15 protein-coding genes and 1 other RNA gene are annotated in these 16,247 nt (G+C 67.6%); 6 read left to right on the top strand and 10 right to left on the bottom strand.

What is annotated here, in order from left to right; all coding sequences use genetic code 11:
• The first annotated feature begins 129 nt into the window (after positions 1 to 129).
• Complete coding sequence (glnA, locus tag C3B61_RS05030) at positions 130 to 1,554, top strand: type I glutamate--ammonia ligase (protein ID WP_088456157.1); 1,425 nt, start codon at positions 130 to 132, stop codon at positions 1,552 to 1,554.
• A gap of 70 nt (positions 1,555 to 1,624) precedes the next feature.
• On the opposite strand, the gene C3B61_RS05025 is transcribed toward glnA (C3B61_RS05030), so the two are convergent.
• Together C3B61_RS05025 and glnA (C3B61_RS05020) are read right to left on the bottom strand one after the other, a co-directional pair.
• Positions 1,625 to 4,660 carry a bifunctional [glutamine synthetase] adenylyltransferase/[glutamine synthetase]-adenylyl-L-tyrosine phosphorylase gene (locus C3B61_RS05025; RefSeq protein ID WP_103459764.1) on the bottom strand — a complete coding sequence of 1,012 codons (3,036 nt, stop codon included), beginning with the start codon at positions 4,658 to 4,660 and terminating at the stop codon, positions 1,625 to 1,627.
• 26 nt (positions 4,661 to 4,686) lie between these two features.
• Positions 4,687 to 6,024 carry a type I glutamate--ammonia ligase gene (gene glnA / locus C3B61_RS05020; RefSeq protein ID WP_066595282.1) on the bottom strand — a complete coding sequence of 446 codons (1,338 nt, stop codon included), beginning with the start codon at positions 6,022 to 6,024 and terminating at the stop codon, positions 4,687 to 4,689.
• A gap of 115 nt (positions 6,025 to 6,139) precedes the next feature.
• On the opposite strand from glnA (C3B61_RS05020), the gene panB reads away from it, so the two are divergent.
• Positions 6,140 to 7,012, top strand: coding sequence for a 3-methyl-2-oxobutanoate hydroxymethyltransferase (gene panB / locus C3B61_RS05015; protein WP_103459763.1), 873 nt, complete (start codon positions 6,140 to 6,142; stop codon positions 7,010 to 7,012).
• Between the two features lie 22 nt (positions 7,013 to 7,034).
• Here the strand turns inward: panB and C3B61_RS05010 are convergent, their stop codons facing one another.
• Positions 7,035 to 7,223 (bottom strand): SPOR domain-containing protein, encoded by a 189-nt coding sequence (locus C3B61_RS05010; RefSeq protein WP_088456154.1) that lies wholly within the window; start codon positions 7,221 to 7,223, stop codon positions 7,035 to 7,037.
• Between the two features lie 12 nt (positions 7,224 to 7,235).
• On the opposite strand from C3B61_RS05010, the gene map reads away from it, so the two are divergent.
• The gene (map, locus tag C3B61_RS05005; RefSeq protein WP_088456153.1) at positions 7,236 to 8,114 is read left to right on the top strand and encodes a type I methionyl aminopeptidase; all 879 of its coding nucleotides are present in this window, start codon (positions 7,236 to 7,238) and stop codon (positions 8,112 to 8,114) included.
• A gap of 4 nt (positions 8,115 to 8,118) precedes the next feature.
• Positions 8,119 to 8,886 carry a polyphosphate--glucose phosphotransferase gene (gene ppgK, locus C3B61_RS05000; protein ID WP_103459762.1) on the top strand — a complete coding sequence of 256 codons (768 nt, stop codon included), beginning with the start codon at positions 8,119 to 8,121 and terminating at the stop codon, positions 8,884 to 8,886.
• A 25-nt stretch (positions 8,887 to 8,911) separates the two neighbouring features.
• On the opposite strand, the gene C3B61_RS04995 is transcribed toward ppgK, so the two are convergent.
• The 7 genes from C3B61_RS04995 to C3B61_RS04965 form a co-directional block, all read right to left on the bottom strand.
• On the bottom strand, positions 8,912 to 9,280 hold the full coding sequence (locus C3B61_RS04995; protein WP_088456151.1) for a TIGR02611 family protein: 369 nt from the start codon (positions 9,278 to 9,280) through the stop codon (positions 8,912 to 8,914).
• Between the two features lie 77 nt (positions 9,281 to 9,357).
• Positions 9,358 to 9,730: RNase P RNA component class A (rnpB, locus tag C3B61_RS04990), an RNA gene on the bottom strand.
• Between the two features lie 64 nt (positions 9,731 to 9,794).
• On the bottom strand, positions 9,795 to 10,532 hold the full coding sequence (locus C3B61_RS04985; protein WP_103459761.1) for a zinc ribbon domain-containing protein: 738 nt from the start codon (positions 10,530 to 10,532) through the stop codon (positions 9,795 to 9,797).
• A 53-nt stretch (positions 10,533 to 10,585) separates the two neighbouring features.
• Entirely contained in the window at positions 10,586 to 11,407 is an 822-nt protein-coding gene (locus C3B61_RS04980) for a Nif3-like dinuclear metal center hexameric protein (protein WP_088456149.1), read from the bottom strand.
• Positions 11,408 to 11,457: 50 nt separating this feature from the next.
• Positions 11,458 to 11,961, bottom strand: coding sequence for a DUF427 domain-containing protein (locus tag C3B61_RS04975; protein WP_088456148.1), 504 nt, complete (start codon positions 11,959 to 11,961; stop codon positions 11,458 to 11,460).
• 7 nt (positions 11,962 to 11,968) lie between these two features.
• The gene (locus C3B61_RS04970) at positions 11,969 to 12,598 is read right to left on the bottom strand and encodes a response regulator (protein ID WP_088456147.1); all 630 of its coding nucleotides are present in this window, start codon (positions 12,596 to 12,598) and stop codon (positions 11,969 to 11,971) included.
• Positions 12,598 to 14,316 carry a sensor histidine kinase gene (locus tag C3B61_RS04965; RefSeq protein WP_240632454.1) on the bottom strand — a complete coding sequence of 573 codons (1,719 nt, stop codon included), beginning with the start codon at positions 14,314 to 14,316 and terminating at the stop codon, positions 12,598 to 12,600. Before C3B61_RS04965 ends, C3B61_RS04970 begins: the two co-directional genes overlap by 1 nt.
• A gap of 140 nt (positions 14,317 to 14,456) precedes the next feature.
• Here C3B61_RS04965 and C3B61_RS04960 point away from each other — a divergent pair, with 140 nt between their 5' ends.
• Positions 14,457 to 15,338, top strand: coding sequence for a universal stress protein (locus C3B61_RS04960; RefSeq protein WP_103459760.1), 882 nt, complete (start codon positions 14,457 to 14,459; stop codon positions 15,336 to 15,338).
• Positions 15,335 to 16,216, top strand: coding sequence for a universal stress protein (locus C3B61_RS04955; RefSeq protein ID WP_103459759.1), 882 nt, complete (start codon positions 15,335 to 15,337; stop codon positions 16,214 to 16,216). Before C3B61_RS04960 ends, C3B61_RS04955 begins: the two co-directional genes overlap by 4 nt.
• The last annotated feature ends 31 nt before the right edge of the window (positions 16,217 to 16,247 follow it).

Below are 16,247 nucleotides of genomic sequence, written 5' to 3'. Positions count from 1 at the left end.
CCGAGCCCTCTGTAACATGGAGGAAACATAAGCGTCATTCTTAAGTAACCCGTCCGTAATAGTGTCGGGGAAGCCGCAGTGTGCGACATTTCTAGTCACCCACGCCTACGTCGTTTGGAGTCAACCCGCATGTTCCGCGATTCGTCCGAAGTCCTCTCGTTCATCAAGGACACCGATGTCAAGTTCCTTGACCTCCGTTTTACCGACCTGCCGGGTGTGCAGCAGCACTTCAACATCCCCGCGTCGACCGTTGACGAGGACTTCTTCACCGTCGGCCAGATGTTCGACGGCTCGTCGATCCGCGGTTTCGCGTCGATCCACGAATCCGACATGCAGCTCATCCCCGACGTCACCAGCGCGTACATCGACGCGTTCCGCGCCGAACGCACCCTGATCATGCTCTTCGACATCTACAACCCCCGCAACGGCGAGATCTACTCCAAGGACCCCCGCCAGGTGGCCAAGAAGGCCGAGAAGTACCTCGCCTCCACCGGCATCGGCGACACCGCGTACTTCGGCTCAGAGGCCGAGTTCTACATCTTCGACGACGTGCGCTACGAGGTCAACCAGCACACCAGCTTCTACTCCGTCGACTCCAGCGAGGGTGCCTGGAACTCCGGCCGCAAGGAAGAGGGCGGCAACCTCGCCAACAAGACCCCGTTCAAGGGCGGCTACTTCCCGGTCAGCCCGGTCGACCAGCACGCCGACATGCGCGACGACATCTGCCTCAAGCTGATGGACGCCGGCCTCATCCTCGAGCGCAGCCACCACGAGGTGGGCACCGGCGGCCAGGGCGAGATCAACTACAAATTCGACACCATGGTGCACGCGGCCGACGACCTGCTGAAGTTCAAGTACATCGTCAAGAACACCGCGCACGAGTGGGGCAAGACCGCCACGTTCATGCCCAAGCCGCTGTTCGGCGACAACGGCTCCGGCATGCACACCCACCAGTCCCTCTGGGCCGACGGCAAGCCGCTGTTCTACGACGAGGCCGGCTACGGCGGCCTGTCCGACGTTGCACGCTGGTACATCGGTGGCCTGCTCAAGCACGCTCCGGCTGTGCTCGCCTTCACCAACCCGACGGTCAACTCGTACCACCGCCTGGTTCCGGGCTTCGAAGCTCCGGTCAACCTGGTCTACTCGGCCGGTAACCGCTCGGCCTCGATCCGTATCCCGATCACCGGCACCAACCCCAAGGCCAAGCGCCTCGAGTTCCGCGCCCCCGATGCCTCCGGCAACCCGTACCTCGCCTTCGCCGCCCAGCTGATGGCCGGCCTCGACGGGATCAAGAACCGCATCGAGCCGCACGAGCCCGTCGACAAGGACCTCTACGAGCTGCCGCCGGAAGAAGCGAAGAACATCCCGCAGGTTCCCGCATCGCTGGAAGAGGCCCTGCAGGCGCTGGAGGCCGACCATGACTTCCTGCTCGCCGGCAACGTCTTCACCCCCGAGCTGATCGAGACCTGGATCGACTACAAGCGCGAGAAGGAAATCAAGCCCCTCGCGCAGCGCCCGCACCCGTTCGAGTTCGAACTGTACTACGGGGTCTAATCTCCCCAACGCACGACGAAGGGGCCGCAACCGTCAGGTTGCGGCCCCTTCGTCGTCGACGGTGTCGAGGTCAGCCGGAGAACGGCCCCGGCCGTTCGACCGGTCCATAGAACCGGCGTTCGAAGACCGCACGGGCGCGCCGGGTCACCGCGAGGTAGTCTTCCTCGAGCTGATTCGCCGAACCCGGCGGGTACTCCATCATGCGGGCGACGCCGTCGAGCTGCATCCTGTCAGTGGGCAGCACATCCGCGGTCTTGTTCGTCCACAGGGTGATCGCCGAGCGGCACCGTGACGCGAACAGCCACGCGGCGCGGAGGACGGCGGCATCCGGTTCGGTGACCAAACCGGCGCGGGTGGCCTCCTCGAGTGCTTCGAGGGTTGACGTCGTGCGCAGGGCGGGGACGCTCGCGGCGTGCTGGAGCTGCAGCAACTGGACGAACCACTCCACATCGCTCAGCGAGCCGCGGCCCAGCTTGAGGTGCCGGTTCGGGTCGGCTCCCTGCGGGAGACGTTCGTTCTCGACGCGGGCCTTAATGCGCTTGATCTCACGGACGTCCTGGTCACTGATCTGTTCCGGGTACCGCACAGTGTCCATCACGGCGTGGAAGGACTCCAGGAGCGCGGGTTCGCCCGCGACACCGCGGGCGCGCAACAGCGCCTGGGCCTCCCAGGTGAGCGACCAACGGCGGTAGTAGGCCTGGTAGGAATCGATGGACCGCACCACCGCACCGTTCTTGCCCTCGGGGCGCAGGCCGATATCCAGGTCGAACGGCAGCCGGTTGTCCTCGGTGAGTCGGTTCAGCTCCCGGACGATGAAGGTGGCCCGGTCGTGGGCCGCACCGCCCTCGAGGGCAGCGGGCCTGAAGACGTACATGACGTCAGCGTCGGAACCGAAACCGAGTTCGGCTCCCCCGAACCGGCCCATGGCGATCACAGCGAACTCGATGCCGTCCGGAGCGAACGGACCGTCGTCCCCGGTGAGACCGGCACCACGGATGGCGCCGAGGATTCCCTGGATGATGACGGTGGAGATATCCGTCAGGCCCGCGGCGAGCTCGTCAATGCTGATGCGACCGAGGATGGCCGACAGCGCCAGGCGAAGCATCTCGCGTCGCCGGCTGGTGCGGAGCACGGACGCGGCGGCGTCGGGACTGCCGTGCCTGGCCAGCACGGCACGCGCCTCGTCCTGCAACACGCTGAGCGGGCGGGGGCGCAGGTCATTGTCGTGTTCCAGCCAGGCGACGGCCTCGGGAATGGTCTCCAGGAGTTCGCCGACGTACCGCGACGCCGAGAGCACCCGGGTGAGACGTTCGGCGGCCCCCGACGAGTCCCGGAGCATCCGCAGGAACCAGTAGGTGGAACCGAGGCTGTCGCTCAGCCGCCGGAAGGCCAGCAGCCCGTAGTCGGGGTCGGCGCCATCGGACAGCCACTGCAGCAGCACCGGCAACAGGTGTTGCTGAATGGTCGCCCGCCGGGACACACCGCTGGTCAGCGCGGCGATGTGGGCCAGGGCGCCCGTGGTGTTGCGGAAGCCGATCGCCGCCAGCCGGGCCTCGGCCTGCGCGCTGGTGAGGTTCAGGCCCTCAGCGGGCAGGGCGGCGACCGCGGAGAGCAACGGCCGATAGAACAGCCGTTCGTGCAGGCCGCGCACCCGGTGTTTGGTGGCCTCCCACCGGGTTGTCAGCGCCGCCGCGCTCGTGGCCAGGCCCGTCGCCCGTGCCAGGACCCGCAGCCCGGACTCGTCGCGGGGCAGCAGGTGTGTTCGGCGCAGCCGGTCCAGTTGCAGCCGGTGTTCCATCAGGCGCAGCATCCGGTAGTCCTGGGCGAACTCGGCGGCCTCGGCGCGACCGACGTAGCCGGCATCGGCCAGGGCGGCCAGGGCCGGCAGGGTGCCGGGCTGACGGATGTCGGGATCGGTCTGGCCGTGCACGAGCTGAAGCAGTTGCACGGTGAATTCAATGTCCCGCAGACCGCCGGGGCCCAGCTTGAGTTGCACGGCGACCTCGTCGGCGGGGATGTTACTGGTCACCCGTTCGCGCATCCGCTGCACGGAGTCGACGAAGTTCTCCCGGCTGGCGCTGGTCCATACCTTGGGGGCCACCGCGGCGACGTAGCGGGAGCCGAGCTCCAGGTCGCCGGCAAGGGGGTGTGCCTTCAGCAGCGCCTGGAACTCCCAGCTCTTGGCCCAGCGGTCGTAGTACGCGATGTGGGAGTCGAGGGAACGCACCAGGGCGCCGGACTTGCCCTCGGGGCGCAGGTTGGGATCGACCTCCCACAGCTCAGGCTCCATGCTGGGCTGGTTGAGCCCACGCATCATCAGGACCGCGAGCCGGGTGGCGATGTCCACCGCCCTGGCGGCGCTGAGCCCGGCGTCGTCGTTGCCCTCGGCGACGAAGATGACGTCAACGTCACTGACGTAGTTCAGCTCCCCCGCCCCCGCCTTACCCATTCCGATCACGGCGAGCTTGGTCAGCCGCACCTCGTCAACGGGATAGACGCCGTGCGCGGCCACGGTGCCGCTGCACATCCCCCTGGCGACCGCTAGGGAGGCTTCCAGCGCCGCCGCGGCCAGGTGCGCCAGGGTCCTGGCGATCCGGTCGAGTCCGGCCACGGGGTCGGCCTGTTCGAGGTCGAAGGCTGCCAGTTCGGCGAGCCGGCGGCGGTACCGCACCCGCAGGGCCACCCACCCGTCGTCGTCGATGAGTTCGGCGAAGCCGTCCTTCGACTGGACGGCGTCGAGCAGGTCGTCGGTCAGCTCACGGAGCCCGGCCACGGCGGTGGTCTTCTCGTGCAACACCGCGAGTTCTGCCGGATGCCGGAGGAAAAAATCGGTCAACCCGGTCGAAGCCCCGGACACGAGCACCAGGCGCTGCAGGGCGCCGGGATGCCGCCGGAGCGCCACGAACTCGGTCGGGGCCTGGCGCACCAACGACAGCACGGCGAAAAGGGCCGCATCGGGATTCGCAGCCCGGGTGAGCAGCGGGAACAGATCCGACGGGTCAGGCCCGCCGAGTTCACCGACCTCGTCGAGACGCGCGCGGGCCTCGCCAAGATCGGCGAAGCCCACCCGAGCGAGGTCCGTCAGAGTCAACTGTTCTCTCGCCATGTCCTGTACCTGTCTGAGGTGAGTCCCTAGAGCATCTCGAGGTTCTTATTGAGTTCGAATGGGGTGACCTGCGAGCGGTACTCTCGCCATTCCTGACGCTTGTTCAGCAGCACGTAGTTGAACACGTGCTCCCCCAGCGTCTCGGCGACCAGCTCGGACTCCTCCATGTACTGGATGGCATGGTCGAGGCTGGCGGGCAGCTGGTGGTATCCCAGCGCGCGACGCTCGGTGTCGCTGAGTCCCCACACGTTGTCCTCGGCCTCCGGCGGAAGCTCGTAGCCCTCCTCGATGCCCTTGAGCCCGGCGGCGAGCATCAGCGAGTACGCGAGGTACGGGTTAGCTGCCGAGTCGATCGCCCGGTACTCGATGCGCGAGCTCTGGCCCTTGTTGGGCTTGTAGAGCGGAACGCGAATCAGCGCGGACCGGTTGTTGTGGCCCCAGCACACGAAGCTGGGGGCCTCGTCGCCACCCCACAGGCGCTTGTACGAGTTCACGAACTGGTTGGTCACCGCCGTGATCTCCGGCGCGTGCCGCAGCAGACCGGCAATGAACTGACGTCCGGTCGTCGACAGCTGGTATTGTGCGCCGGCTTCGTAGAACGCGTTGGTGTCGCCCTCGAAGAGCGAGAGGTGGGTGTGCATTCCGGAGCCGGGCTGGTCGGAGAGCGGCTTGGGCATGAACGTCGCGTAGACGCCCTGCTCGATCGCCACCTCCTTGATGACGGTGCGGAAGGTCATGATGTTGTCGGCGGTGGTGAGAGCATCCGCGTAACGCAGGTCGATCTCGTTCTGGCCGGGGCCGGCCTCGTGGTGACTGAACTCCACCGAGATGCCGAGATCCTCGAGCATCCGCACCGACCGGCGCCGGAAGTCGTGCGCCGTGCCGCCGGGAACGTTGTCGAAATACCCGGCAGAATCGACCGGGACCGGTCCGTTCTTGCCGAACTTGGACGATTTCAGGAGATAGAACTCGATCTCCGGGTGCGTGTAGAACGTGAAGCCTCGTTCGGCGGCCTTCGCCAGGGTGCGCTTGAGCACGTTCCGGGGGTCGGCGACGGCGGGCTGTCCATCCGGAGTGGTGATGTCGCAGAACATCCGGGCGGTGGGGTCGACCTCGCCCCGCCAGGGCAGGATCTGGAACGTGGTGGGGTCCGGGTGGGCCAGCACGTCGGCCTCGAACGAGCGCGTCAGGCCCTCGATCGCTGACCCGTCGAAGCCCAGTCCCTCGGCGAACGCACCCTCCACCTCGGCCGGCGCGATGGCAACCGACTTGAGGGTGCCGACCACATCGGTGAACCATAGTCGAATGAACTTGATGCCCCGTTCCTCGATGGTCCGAAGAACGAAGTCGCGCTGCTTGTCCATCCACGCCCTTTCTTGTTGCCCCTAGGCTACCGGCTGCCGACGGCGCGCGGGCGAAAACCGGCTGATCGCAGCTGCGAATGACTCTCAGAATCGACCGCTGAGTACACTTGGGCACATGCCAGAGATCCCCACGCCAGACGCCGCCAACGCCGTCGAGGTGCAGAATCCATACGTCAGTGCCACCGCAGGGCCCAAGCGCGTGCGCACCAGGCATTTTCAGAACGCGAAGCAGCAAGGTATCCCGATCACGGGCCTGACCAGCTATGACATGCTCACCGCCCAGATTTTCGACCAGGCCGGCATCGACTTCCTACTGGTGGGAGATTCCGCCGGGAACAACGTCTTCGGTTACGAGACCACCCTCCCCGTCACCGTCGACGAGTTGATCCCACTGACCCGCGCCGTGGCCAGGGCCGTGACCCGGGCGCTGGTCGTTGCCGACATGCCGTTCGGCAGCTACGAGACCGGTCCGTCTGAGGCCCTGCACACCGCGGTGCGTTTCATGAAGGAAGCCCAGGCCCACGCCGTGAAGCTGGAGGGCGGGGTGCGCAGTCGCAAGCAGATCTCGCGGATCGTGTCTGCCGGCATCCCGGTCATGGGGCACATCGGCTTCACCCCACAGAGCGAACATGGTTTGGGCGGACACATGATTCAGGGACGCGGCGCGGGCGCCGAACAGCTGATCACGGATGCTCTCGCCGTGCAGGACGCCGGCGCTTTCGCGGTCGTTCTGGAGATGGTGCCGTCAGGCGTCGCCGCAGAGGTCACCGAACGCCTGGAGATCCCCACCATCGGCGTCGGGGCCGGGCCCGGCGTCGACGGTCAGCTGATGGTCTGGACAGATTTCGCCGGCATGACCGGGGGACGCGTGCCCCGGTTCGTGCGGCAGTACGCGAACCTGCGTTCGGTCCTCACCGATGCGGTGCACTCGTTCAAGAACGACGTCGATTCCGGCGCCTATCCGGGCCCCGAACACAGCTACGAGTAAACACTGCCGGAGCGGGTGCGCCTCAGCGGTCCTCGGCCTCGTCGTCTTCGGCCCATTTGGCGCTGTTGGCGCGGAGCTTGTCGAGGGCGTTCGTCGCCTCGTCGAATGTCGAGAACGGGCCTACCCTGTCGACGGACGGCGACAGCATGCCCTTCTCGACGGCGCCAGTGCGCATGTTGTACCAGAACTGGTGATCAGCATCTTCGGCCATAAGGTTGATCCTATGCCTAAGGATTCAATCGGTCACCTCGTTCCGGGAGCCGTGTCCAGCCACCGCTCCGTTCCCTCCCACATCGTTCGGCCCGAGTATGTCGGGCACACCGCGCCGGCCCGGTTCACCGGATCCGATGTCTACTCCCCCGAACGCATCGCACTGATCCGGGAGTCCGGCCGCATCGCCGCGAACGCGATCCAGGCGGTCGGGCGTGCGGTACGCCCCGGGGTCACGACCGAGGAACTGGACAGGGTCGGCCACGAGTTCCTGATTCGGAACGACGCCTACCCGTCCACGCTCGGCTACCGCGGCTACCCGAAGTCGCTGTGCTCCTCGGTCAACGAGGTCATCTGCCACGGAATTCCTGACGACACCGTGCTCGAAAACGGTGACATCGTCAATATCGACATCACCGCGTACAAGAACGGGGTGCACGGTGATTCCAACGTCACCTTCATCGTCGGCGAGGCCACCGAGGAGGTCACCCTGCTCGTCGACCGCACCCGGGAGGCCCTGGCGCGCGGGATCAAGGCCGTGGCACCCGGACGGCAGGTGAACGTGATCGGCCGCACCATCGAGTCGTACGCCAAGCGGTTCGGCTACGGGGTCGTTCGCGACTTCACCGGTCACGGGGTGGGGGACGCGTTCCACTCGGGCCTGATCATTCCGCACTATGACTCCGCACCGCAATACGACACCGTCATGGAGGTAGGCATGGTGTTCACCATCGAGCCGATGCTGACCCTCGGCACCAGTGACTGGGACATGTGGGCGGATGACTGGACGGTTCTGACCCGCGATCGCAGCATCACCGCGCAGTTCGAGCACACCCTGGTGGTCACCGAACGTGGCGCCGAAATCCTGACGCTGCCGCAGCCGGTAGATTGACATCATGAGTTCAACCACTGCCATCGGCATCGATATCGGCGGAACCGGCATCAAGGGGGCTGTGGTGGACCTGTCCACCGGGGCCCTGCTCTCCGACCGCGTCAAGCTGCCCACCCCCAAGGGCGGCCGGCCCCAGGACATCATCGAGACCACCCGCCAGCTCCTGGCAACGGTGTCCGCCGGAACGGGCGAGATGCCAATCGGCGTGTGTTTCCCCGCCGTCGTCAAGCACGGTCACACGATGTCGGCGGCCAATGTGTCCGACAAGTGGATCGGCCTCGCCGCGGAAAAACTTTTCGAGAAGGGCCTGGGCGTGCCCATCCACTTCGTCAACGACGCTGACGCGGCCGGATACGCGGAGTCGACGTTCGGCGCGGCCAAGGGTGTCGACGGTGTCGTGCTGCTCACCACGCTGGGCACCGGCATCGGCACGGCCCTGATCAACGACGGGGCCCTGGTGCCCAACACCGAGTTCGGTCATCTGGACATCGACGGCGTGGACTACGAGACCCGCGCGGCCTTCTCGGCCAAGGAACGGGACAACCTCAGCTGGGAGAAGTGGGCGTCACGCCTGCAGAAGTACTACTCCACGCTGGAGTCCCTGTTTACTCCCGACCTGTTCATCGTCGGCGGCGGCGTATCGAAACACCACGAGAACTTCCTTCCCCTGCTGCACCTGAACACCCGGATCATCCCGGCCGTCCACCGCAACAATGCCGGCATCCTGGGCGCAGCCGCCCTGGCCGTCAAGCACGCGCCAGTTTCCGCATAGCGGACTCCGGCCTCGCCGACTCCGCTTAGCTGTACGCGCGGGTGCTCTGGCGCTGCTGACGCGCCCGCCACCAGAGTCGCACCCGGTGCGCGAGCCGTCGGACGACCGTGGTGACCCGGTGGGCAGCGGGGAACTCCGTGCCGAGCACGGCGACGCCCACGAAGACGATCAGCCAGCCCGGTCCCGGCAGGGGCACCAGGATGAGACCGACGACCATGACCGTCAGCCCGGCGAGGGCGACGAGCAGCCGATACGGCGCCCGCAGGCGCGGGTGAGCGTGGATCCAGGTCCGGGACCGGCCGAGCAGCGCCCTGAACCGCAGCCAGACCCCGGACGAGGCCGTGGCCGGGCGGTGCGTGGTGACGGCATCGGAGGTGGACCCGGGGGTGCTCATGGCCCCAGCGTAGGAGCACCGGCTGGGAATGCACCACCCCCGCGGCACGGTCCCGCGCAACTCACAGGTTCGAGAGGGGAATGGGCCGACTATTACGCCGGGTTTTGTCCCGGTTTTCACCATGGACGGCCATCTATCTCGGGACTACGTTGCCGCAGCCCTCTAGCGGTCTACCCGGAAACTCGGCGAGCCGCCTTGGCGTTTCCTGTTCGACCTTGCTCCGGACGAGGTTTACCTAGCCGGCCAGGTCACCCTGGCCGCTGGTGGTCTCTTACACCACCGTTTCACCCTTACCGCCGGCTTGCGCCGATGGCGGTCTACTTTCTGTGGCACTGTCTCGCGGGTTGCCCCGGGTGGGTGTTACCCACCGTCCTGCTCTGTGGAGCCCGGACGTTCCTCGGCATCACGAGCTGTGAAAAGCCCGGATGACGCGACCGTCTTGTCGACCCATTCCGTCGTCGAGCCTACAGCGCCCCGGCCCTGTTGCCGAACCGGGCCCTGGCGGCGGCCTGCTCTAGATGCCGGATTCCTCGGTGCGGACGAGGATGGCGCCGCAGTCCGGGCAGAAGACGATGTCGTCGGCGGGCGCTGCCCGCACCTCTTCGAGGTCGTTGCCCGTCAGGGTCATGGTGCATCCGCTGCAGGTGCGGGCGCGGAGCAGGGACGCCGCGTTGCCCCGCCCGGCCACGCGCCGCTTCTCGTACAGCCCCGACAGGTCCTCGCCGATGGCGGAGACGATCGCGACCCGGTCCCGGGCCAACTCGCCCAGCTGGCGGTTCAGATCGACCAGAAGCGCGTCGCGGTCGGCTTCAATTCCGGCGACCCGGCCCGCGACGTCGGCGCGTTCGGATTCGGTCTCAGCGACGGCCGCTTCCTTTTCCTCGAGACGTTCCATCACCGCGAGTTCGATCTCCTCGAGCGCGGCCAGGCGCGCGCCCAGGGCGGTGAGTTCGCTCTCCAGTGCGTGAACATCCTTCATCGAGGAGGTGTGCTGGGCGCGCTCGGTATCGCGGGCGATGCGCTTCTCGACCACCTCGACATCCGACTCGATGCGGCGCAATTCGATCTGGGCGTCCTCGACCTCGCCGACGCGACCGGTCAGGACCGTCTTGGACGCATCGAGTCCGCGGCCCAGCTCTGCGAGCTCGGCGTGTTGCGGCAACGCCTTGGCCTGATGTTCGACCTGCTGCAATTTGATGTCGAGGGCCTGGAGCCGCAGAAGCTCCTTCTGCTCGGTGGGAGATGCCTTCACAATGTCCTGACCTTCATGATTATGGAGTTGAAATGAACGGGGGTGAGCCAGGCTCACTGGGTGACGGCGAAGTCCCAGGGGTCGGTCCGCACGTCGCTGACCTCGATGCGGATGCCGGGCAGCCTCTGCCGCAGCGCCGAGGCGGCGACGTCCAACCAGAGCCATTCGCTGGCCCAGTGTGACACGTCGATGAGGGCGGGGCCAACCCCCGCCAGGATCGACTGTTCCCTGGACTCCGACGCCGGGTGATGCCGGAGGTCGGAGGTGATGAACACGTCGGCGGAGCGCACGGCAGGTTCGCGCAGCAGCGAGTCACCGGCTCCCCCGCACAGGGCGACGGTCTGGATCGTGTCGGCATAGCCACCGGCCACACGCACACCCGTCGCCGTCGGGGGGATCAGCGCCGCCAGGCGGCGGGCGAGAAGACCGAGCGTCGTGGGCTCCGGGAGCCGGCCGACCCGACCGATGCCCGTGCCAGGGACCAGTCCACCCGTGATCGGGCGCGTGTCGACCAGGCCCAGACTGGAGGCGATGACGTCGGAGACCCCGTCTTCGACGACGTCGGCATTGGTGTGGGCGGCCAGGAGACCGCAATCGGCACGGATCAGCCGAGCGAGCAGGGCACCCTTGTAGCGGTCTTCGGCGACGCTGGTGACCCCGCGCAGCAGCAGCGGGTGATGGGCCAGCAACAGGTCGGCCCCGGAGGTGATCGCTTCCGCGACGGTCTCGGAGACGACATCGACGGCCAGCAGAATGGAATCGACCCGACGCGCGGGGTCGCCACTGATCAGACCCGGCGCATCCCATTCCTCGGCGCCGGACAGGGGCCACAGTTCATGGGAGACCCGGGCGACTTCAGCGAGCGAGAATGACACCCTGTCAGCCTACTAGCCGGCGGCCGCCACAATCGGCGACGTGCCGACGCTCACCAGCCCAGTGTGCCCGGCGCACCCTTGAACGGGCCGACGATCCGGTCGGTGATCCACCCGCCGTAGAAGTCGCCCGGCTGAGCGCGCACGAGTTCGCCGTCCACCGTGCACTCGTCGAGCCGGCCGGGGTAGACGGCCACCCGGCCGGCCAGCGATTCGAAGCCGGCCTCCGGATGGGGATAGTGCCAGGCAACCGCATCGGCCCGTCGGTCGCCGACGACGATGCTGAGGTAGGACGCCAGCCCTTTGTACTCGCAGAAGCTGTGCCCGTTGACCGGGGCGAGCACACCGGCCGAGAACGCGTCCCTCGGCAGGTAGTAGGTGGGCGGATGGCTGGTCTCCAGCACGCGCACGCTGTCCCTGGTATCGGCGATCACTGTGCCGTTGAACCGGAGCACAACATGCTCCAGACTCGGTTCCACCCGCGGCGGGCGCGGGTAGTCCCAGACCGACTCCTGGCCGGGACCCGGTATCGCCGGGTGCCGGTTCGTGGCGCTCATCGGCTGGCTACCGCGGGCGCAACCCGGCGCCGTACACGGCTGCCTGGGTGCGCCTGGCCATGCCGAGCTTGGCGAGCAGGCCCGACACATAGTTCTTCACGGTCTTCTCGGCCAGGTCGAGCTGGTCACCGATCTGCCGGTTCGTCAGTCCTTCCGCGATCAGCTCGAGCACCTGGCGCTCCCTCGTCGTGAGATTGGAGGCCGGCGAATCCGCGGCGGTGCCGGTGAGCTCGGTGACCACCTTGCGAGTCACGGCCTTCTGCACGAGGGACTCGCCGCGGGCGACCCGACGGATGGACTCGACCAGGTGCTGCCCGCGGATGTCCTTGAGGACGTAGCCAGATGCGCCGGCGAGGACAGCCGAGTAGCTGGCCTCGTCGTCGTCGTATGCGGTGAGCATGAGGCACTGCACCCCGGGGTTGGCCGAGCGGATGGTGCGGCACACGTCGATACCGCTGCCGTCGGGCAGCCGCACGTCGAGGACCGCCACGTCGGGTACCGTTGCCGCGACCCTGGCGACCGCCTGCCGAGCCGTCGACGCTTCACCGACGACCTCGAGGTCGGGCTCTGCGTTGATCATGTCCGCGATTCCGCGGCGCACCACTTCGTGGTCATCCACGAGGAAGACTCGGATCATCACGATTCCTTTCGTACAGGTTCAGGTTCTATGAGGGCGGTCCAGCGCAGTCGGCTGCCGCCCCTGGCACGGTTCTCGAGGACGAGGTCGCCGCCCCACTGCTGCGCCCTGGCGGAGAGGTTGGCCAGTCCGCTGCGCCGGTCGGATTCCACGACGCCGATGCCGTTGTCGACCACCTCGATCACCACCAGGTCGTCCGCGACACTGAGGTTGACGACGGTTTCGGTGGCGTCGGCATGACGGATCACGTTCATCAGCCCCTCCCGGATGACCGCGGCGATGTCATCGGACATCTCCGGCGGGGTCAGCAGGTCGATCGGGCCGGTGAAGACCAGGCGGGGGGTCTGGTCGAAGAGCGACGCGAGCTCACTGAGCAGGTCGATCACACGGTGACGGATCGAGCCGCGGTCGCGGCTGGTCTCGGCGGTCAGGGCGAAGATGGCCGTGCGGATCTCGACGATCGCCACGTCGAGCGCCACGACCTCCTCGATGATGCGCTCCCGGACGTTAGGGTCGTCAACCGACCCGCTGATGGCCTGCAGCCCGATGCCGGCCGCGAACACCCGCTGGATGACGTTGTCGTGCAGATCGCGGGCGATCCGGCTTCGGTCTTCCAGCAGCGCCAGTTTCTGGCCGGCGGACCGACCGCGGGCGAGTTCGAGCGCAACACTGGCCTGGCCGGCGAAGTCCGCTGCCATCTCGAGGTCGGAGGTGGTGAAACGGGGTCGGCCGGAGGAGCGGGACACCGTCATGACACCGTGGGTGCGGCCGGAGGCCAGCAGCGGGATCACCATTGTCGGGCCGAGCACCAGCTGGGCGTCCGGCTGGTCGAGGCTGGCACCGCCGTCGGCCGTGAGGATCGGCTGACCGCTTTCGAAGGCCCGCCCGACGGTGGTTCCGGCGGACGGGATGACGAGTCCCTTCACTTGCTTGGCGAGTTTTCCCCTGGCGGTGTCGACGATGAGCGTGCTTTCGCCTGCGGCGAGGACCACGCAGACCAGATCGGCGTCGGCCAGTGACGCGAAACGATCGGCGAGGAGTTCGAGGGAGGCATCCGCGCGGTCGGAGAGCAGCGCGGCGCTGATCTCGGCCGATGCCGCCGACCAGCGCTGCCGGCGGCGGGTCTCGTCGAAGAGACGGGCGTTGTCGATCGCGATGCCCGCCGTGGCGGCCAGGGCGGTCAGTAGTTCCTCGTCTTCTTCGCTGAACGCGCCGGACACCTGATTGGACAGGTAGAGGTTGCCGTACACCTCGCCGCGCACCCGCACGGGCACGCCGAGGAAGCTGTCCATCGGCGGGTGGTGCGCCGGAAAGCCCGAAGATCGGGGATCCTCGCCCAGGTGCGTCAGGCGGATGGCGTGCGGGTCGTCGATGAGGGCGCCCAGTAAACCGTGCCCGGCCGGTAAGTGGCCGATCGACGTGGCCAGCTCGTCCGGGATGCCGACGTGGATGAATTGCTCCAGATTGCCGTTGGGTGCGATGACACCCAGCGCGCCGTACCGGGCTCCGACGAGGTCGACGGCGACGTCCACGATGCGGCGGAGCACGGCCGCAAGGTCGAGTTCTTCGACGACGGCCTGGCTCGCCTGAAGCAGGCTGCGCAGCCGCCCCTGGGTGGCGAGCACCTTCTGGGCGTTCAGGACGAGTTCGGACAGCGCCTGGTCAAGAGCGGACCGCGGTCCGTCGGGAAACGAAAGCCTGGTCTCAGGAACGGTCACGGAATGCGTCCCCTTTCGGTCGGAGCTAGCCCAAAGTGTACCTGACTGGGACCTTCGGCCCTTCCCCGGATTCGCACTCCGGCCCATTCTGGAGATGTGTCATCTCCCGAAGCACCCCGGGAAGAACTGGAGATCAGCTCATGGTTGAGAGAGTGATCGTAGCCGTTGACGGGGGGCCGGCGAGCCGGGCCGCCCTGGACTGGGCGTTGGCCAGGGCCGAGGACGTGCCGCTGAGTCTGGAGCTGACCACCGTCGTTGAACTCGGCTGGTCGCCGGTCGGCGGCCCCGAGGATGATTTTCAGCCCGTCTACGAGCGTGCCCTGGCCGAGGCCACCCGTTTTGTGGCGCAGAACGTCCCCGCGGTCAAGGCGACAGGTGTCGTGCGCCGTGGAGTTCCCGTCGACGAGTTGGTGCGGGCTTCGTCCGCGGCCGACCTGCTCGTGATCGGGACCAACAAGACCAGCGCGCTGGCCGGCGCCGTGCACGGCACGTTGCCGCTTCGGCTCGCCGCTCACGCGCACTCGGCCGTCGTGGTCGTTCCGGCCGGCTGGGTCGCCGGCGGCGACAGGGTCGTGGTCGGCATCGAGGATGACGGCACCATGGATGCCCCCCTCGACGTCGCGGCGGCCGAGGCCGCCCGCCGCGCCGTACCGCTCGTACTCGTGCATGCCTGGTCGATCCCGGCGACTCTCGGTGTGGACTACGGCGCCGCTGTGCCGTTCGACGCCCTGATCGAGGCGCACGAGGACATCCTGGCCCGTGCCCTCGAACGGGTCAGGGCCCAACACCCGGCGGTCGACGCATCCGGGACCCTGGTACAGGGCGCCGCGGCGCCTGCCCTGGTCGAAGCCGCCGGGCACGCGGCGCTTCTCGTCGTGGGAACACACGGCCGCGGTGCCGTGGCTGGACTGATTCTCGGCTCCGTCAGTCACGACGTGCTCCTGAACATGCCCTGCCCGGTCGTCGTCGTGCCGCGCAGCCGGCCCGCCGCCGAGCCGCAGCGATCGGGGGCGTCAGAATGAGCGCCACCTACTACATCGGTGTCGACGGTTCCGGCCCGAGCCGAGCCGCGTTGCGCTGGGGGGTCCGCCGCGCCGCAGAGCGGAACGCCGACGTCGTACTCGTCAACACGGTCGACGACGAATGGGGTCTGGTCGGCCGGGACGCTGCCGCCGATGCGGAGCGTCAGGCCAAAGATCTTCTGATCGAGGAGTCCGCCCGGGTCACAGCGCTGCACTCCGGGGTGACCCTGACAACGCGGATCGTGCACGGCGGCACGGCGTGGGCGCTCGCCACACTGCCCAGCCCCGAGGACCTTCTGATCGTCGGCACCCACAAGACCGGCTTCCTGCGCGGCCGGGTGCTCGGCTCGCGGAGCGTGCAGATCGCCTCTGCGGCGCGCTGCTCGGTGGCCATCGTGCCAGACACGACTCTCGATTCCCGCCACGACGTCGTCGTCGGCGTTGACGGCACCGACGGCGCCCTGTCCGCGGTGCGGCTGGGCGCGCAGGAGGCGGCCAGACTCGACCAGGATCTGCTCCTGGTTTACGCTCCTCCGGGCTCGCCTCGATCCGAGTCGTCGCGCTCGGACCCTGTTGAGGACCGTAGCCCGCAGGCCGCGCGTATGCTGCAGGACGCCGCCACCGAGGCCGCCACCATGGCGTCCCGGATCACGGTGCGACGCCGTGTCGCGCACCGGGACCCGGCCGAGGCCCTCCTCGACGCCAGTTTCGACGCCGCCCTGTTGATCCTGGGAGTATCGACCCGGCACGGCGAGAACACGCTGATCGGTTCGGTCACCCACGACGTCCTGATGAACATCAACGTCCCCGTTCTCATCGCACGCGGGCTCCCCACCACGAGCGACACGACGTCGCTCGCATCGTCGGCCAGCGCCTGAGGGCATCCGAACCCGCTGCTTTCCCGCACGG

Origin of the sequence: Cryobacterium zongtaii (assembly GCF_002909375.1) — a bacterium.
Lineage (GTDB): Bacteria > Actinomycetota > Actinomycetes > Actinomycetales > Microbacteriaceae > Cryobacterium > Cryobacterium zongtaii.
The sequence above is the reverse complement of the archived record's forward strand: the minus strand, read 5'-3'. Positions and strand labels throughout refer to the sequence as shown.

Excerpts from the sequence above, each read along its gene's own strand:
- C3B61_RS05025 (WP_103459764.1), bottom strand. The coding sequence starts at position 4,660 with ATGGCGAGAGAACAGTTGACTCTGACGGACCTCGCTCGGGTGGGCTTC.
- C3B61_RS05010 (WP_088456154.1), bottom strand. The coding sequence starts at position 7,223 with ATGGCCGAAGATGCTGATCACCAGTTCTGGTACAACATGCGCACTGGC.
- C3B61_RS04960 (WP_103459760.1), top strand. The coding sequence starts at position 14,457 with ATGGTTGAGAGAGTGATCGTAGCCGTTGACGGGGGGCCGGCGAGCCGG.
- C3B61_RS04970 (WP_088456147.1), bottom strand. The coding sequence starts at position 12,598 with ATGATCCGAGTCTTCCTCGTGGATGACCACGAAGTGGTGCGCCGCGGA.
- ppgK (WP_103459762.1), top strand. The coding sequence starts at position 8,119 with ATGAGTTCAACCACTGCCATCGGCATCGATATCGGCGGAACCGGCATC.
- panB (WP_103459763.1), top strand. The coding sequence starts at position 6,140 with ATGCCAGAGATCCCCACGCCAGACGCCGCCAACGCCGTCGAGGTGCAG.
- glnA (WP_088456157.1), top strand. The coding sequence starts at position 130 with ATGTTCCGCGATTCGTCCGAAGTCCTCTCGTTCATCAAGGACACCGAT.
- glnA (WP_066595282.1), bottom strand. The coding sequence starts at position 6,024 with ATGGACAAGCAGCGCGACTTCGTTCTTCGGACCATCGAGGAACGGGGC.
- C3B61_RS04975 (WP_088456148.1), bottom strand. The coding sequence starts at position 11,961 with ATGAGCGCCACGAACCGGCACCCGGCGATACCGGGTCCCGGCCAGGAG.
- C3B61_RS04995 (WP_088456151.1), bottom strand. The coding sequence starts at position 9,280 with ATGAGCACCCCCGGGTCCACCTCCGATGCCGTCACCACGCACCGCCCG.
- map (WP_088456153.1), top strand. The coding sequence starts at position 7,236 with ATGCCTAAGGATTCAATCGGTCACCTCGTTCCGGGAGCCGTGTCCAGC.
- C3B61_RS04955 (WP_103459759.1), top strand. The coding sequence starts at position 15,335 with ATGAGCGCCACCTACTACATCGGTGTCGACGGTTCCGGCCCGAGCCGA.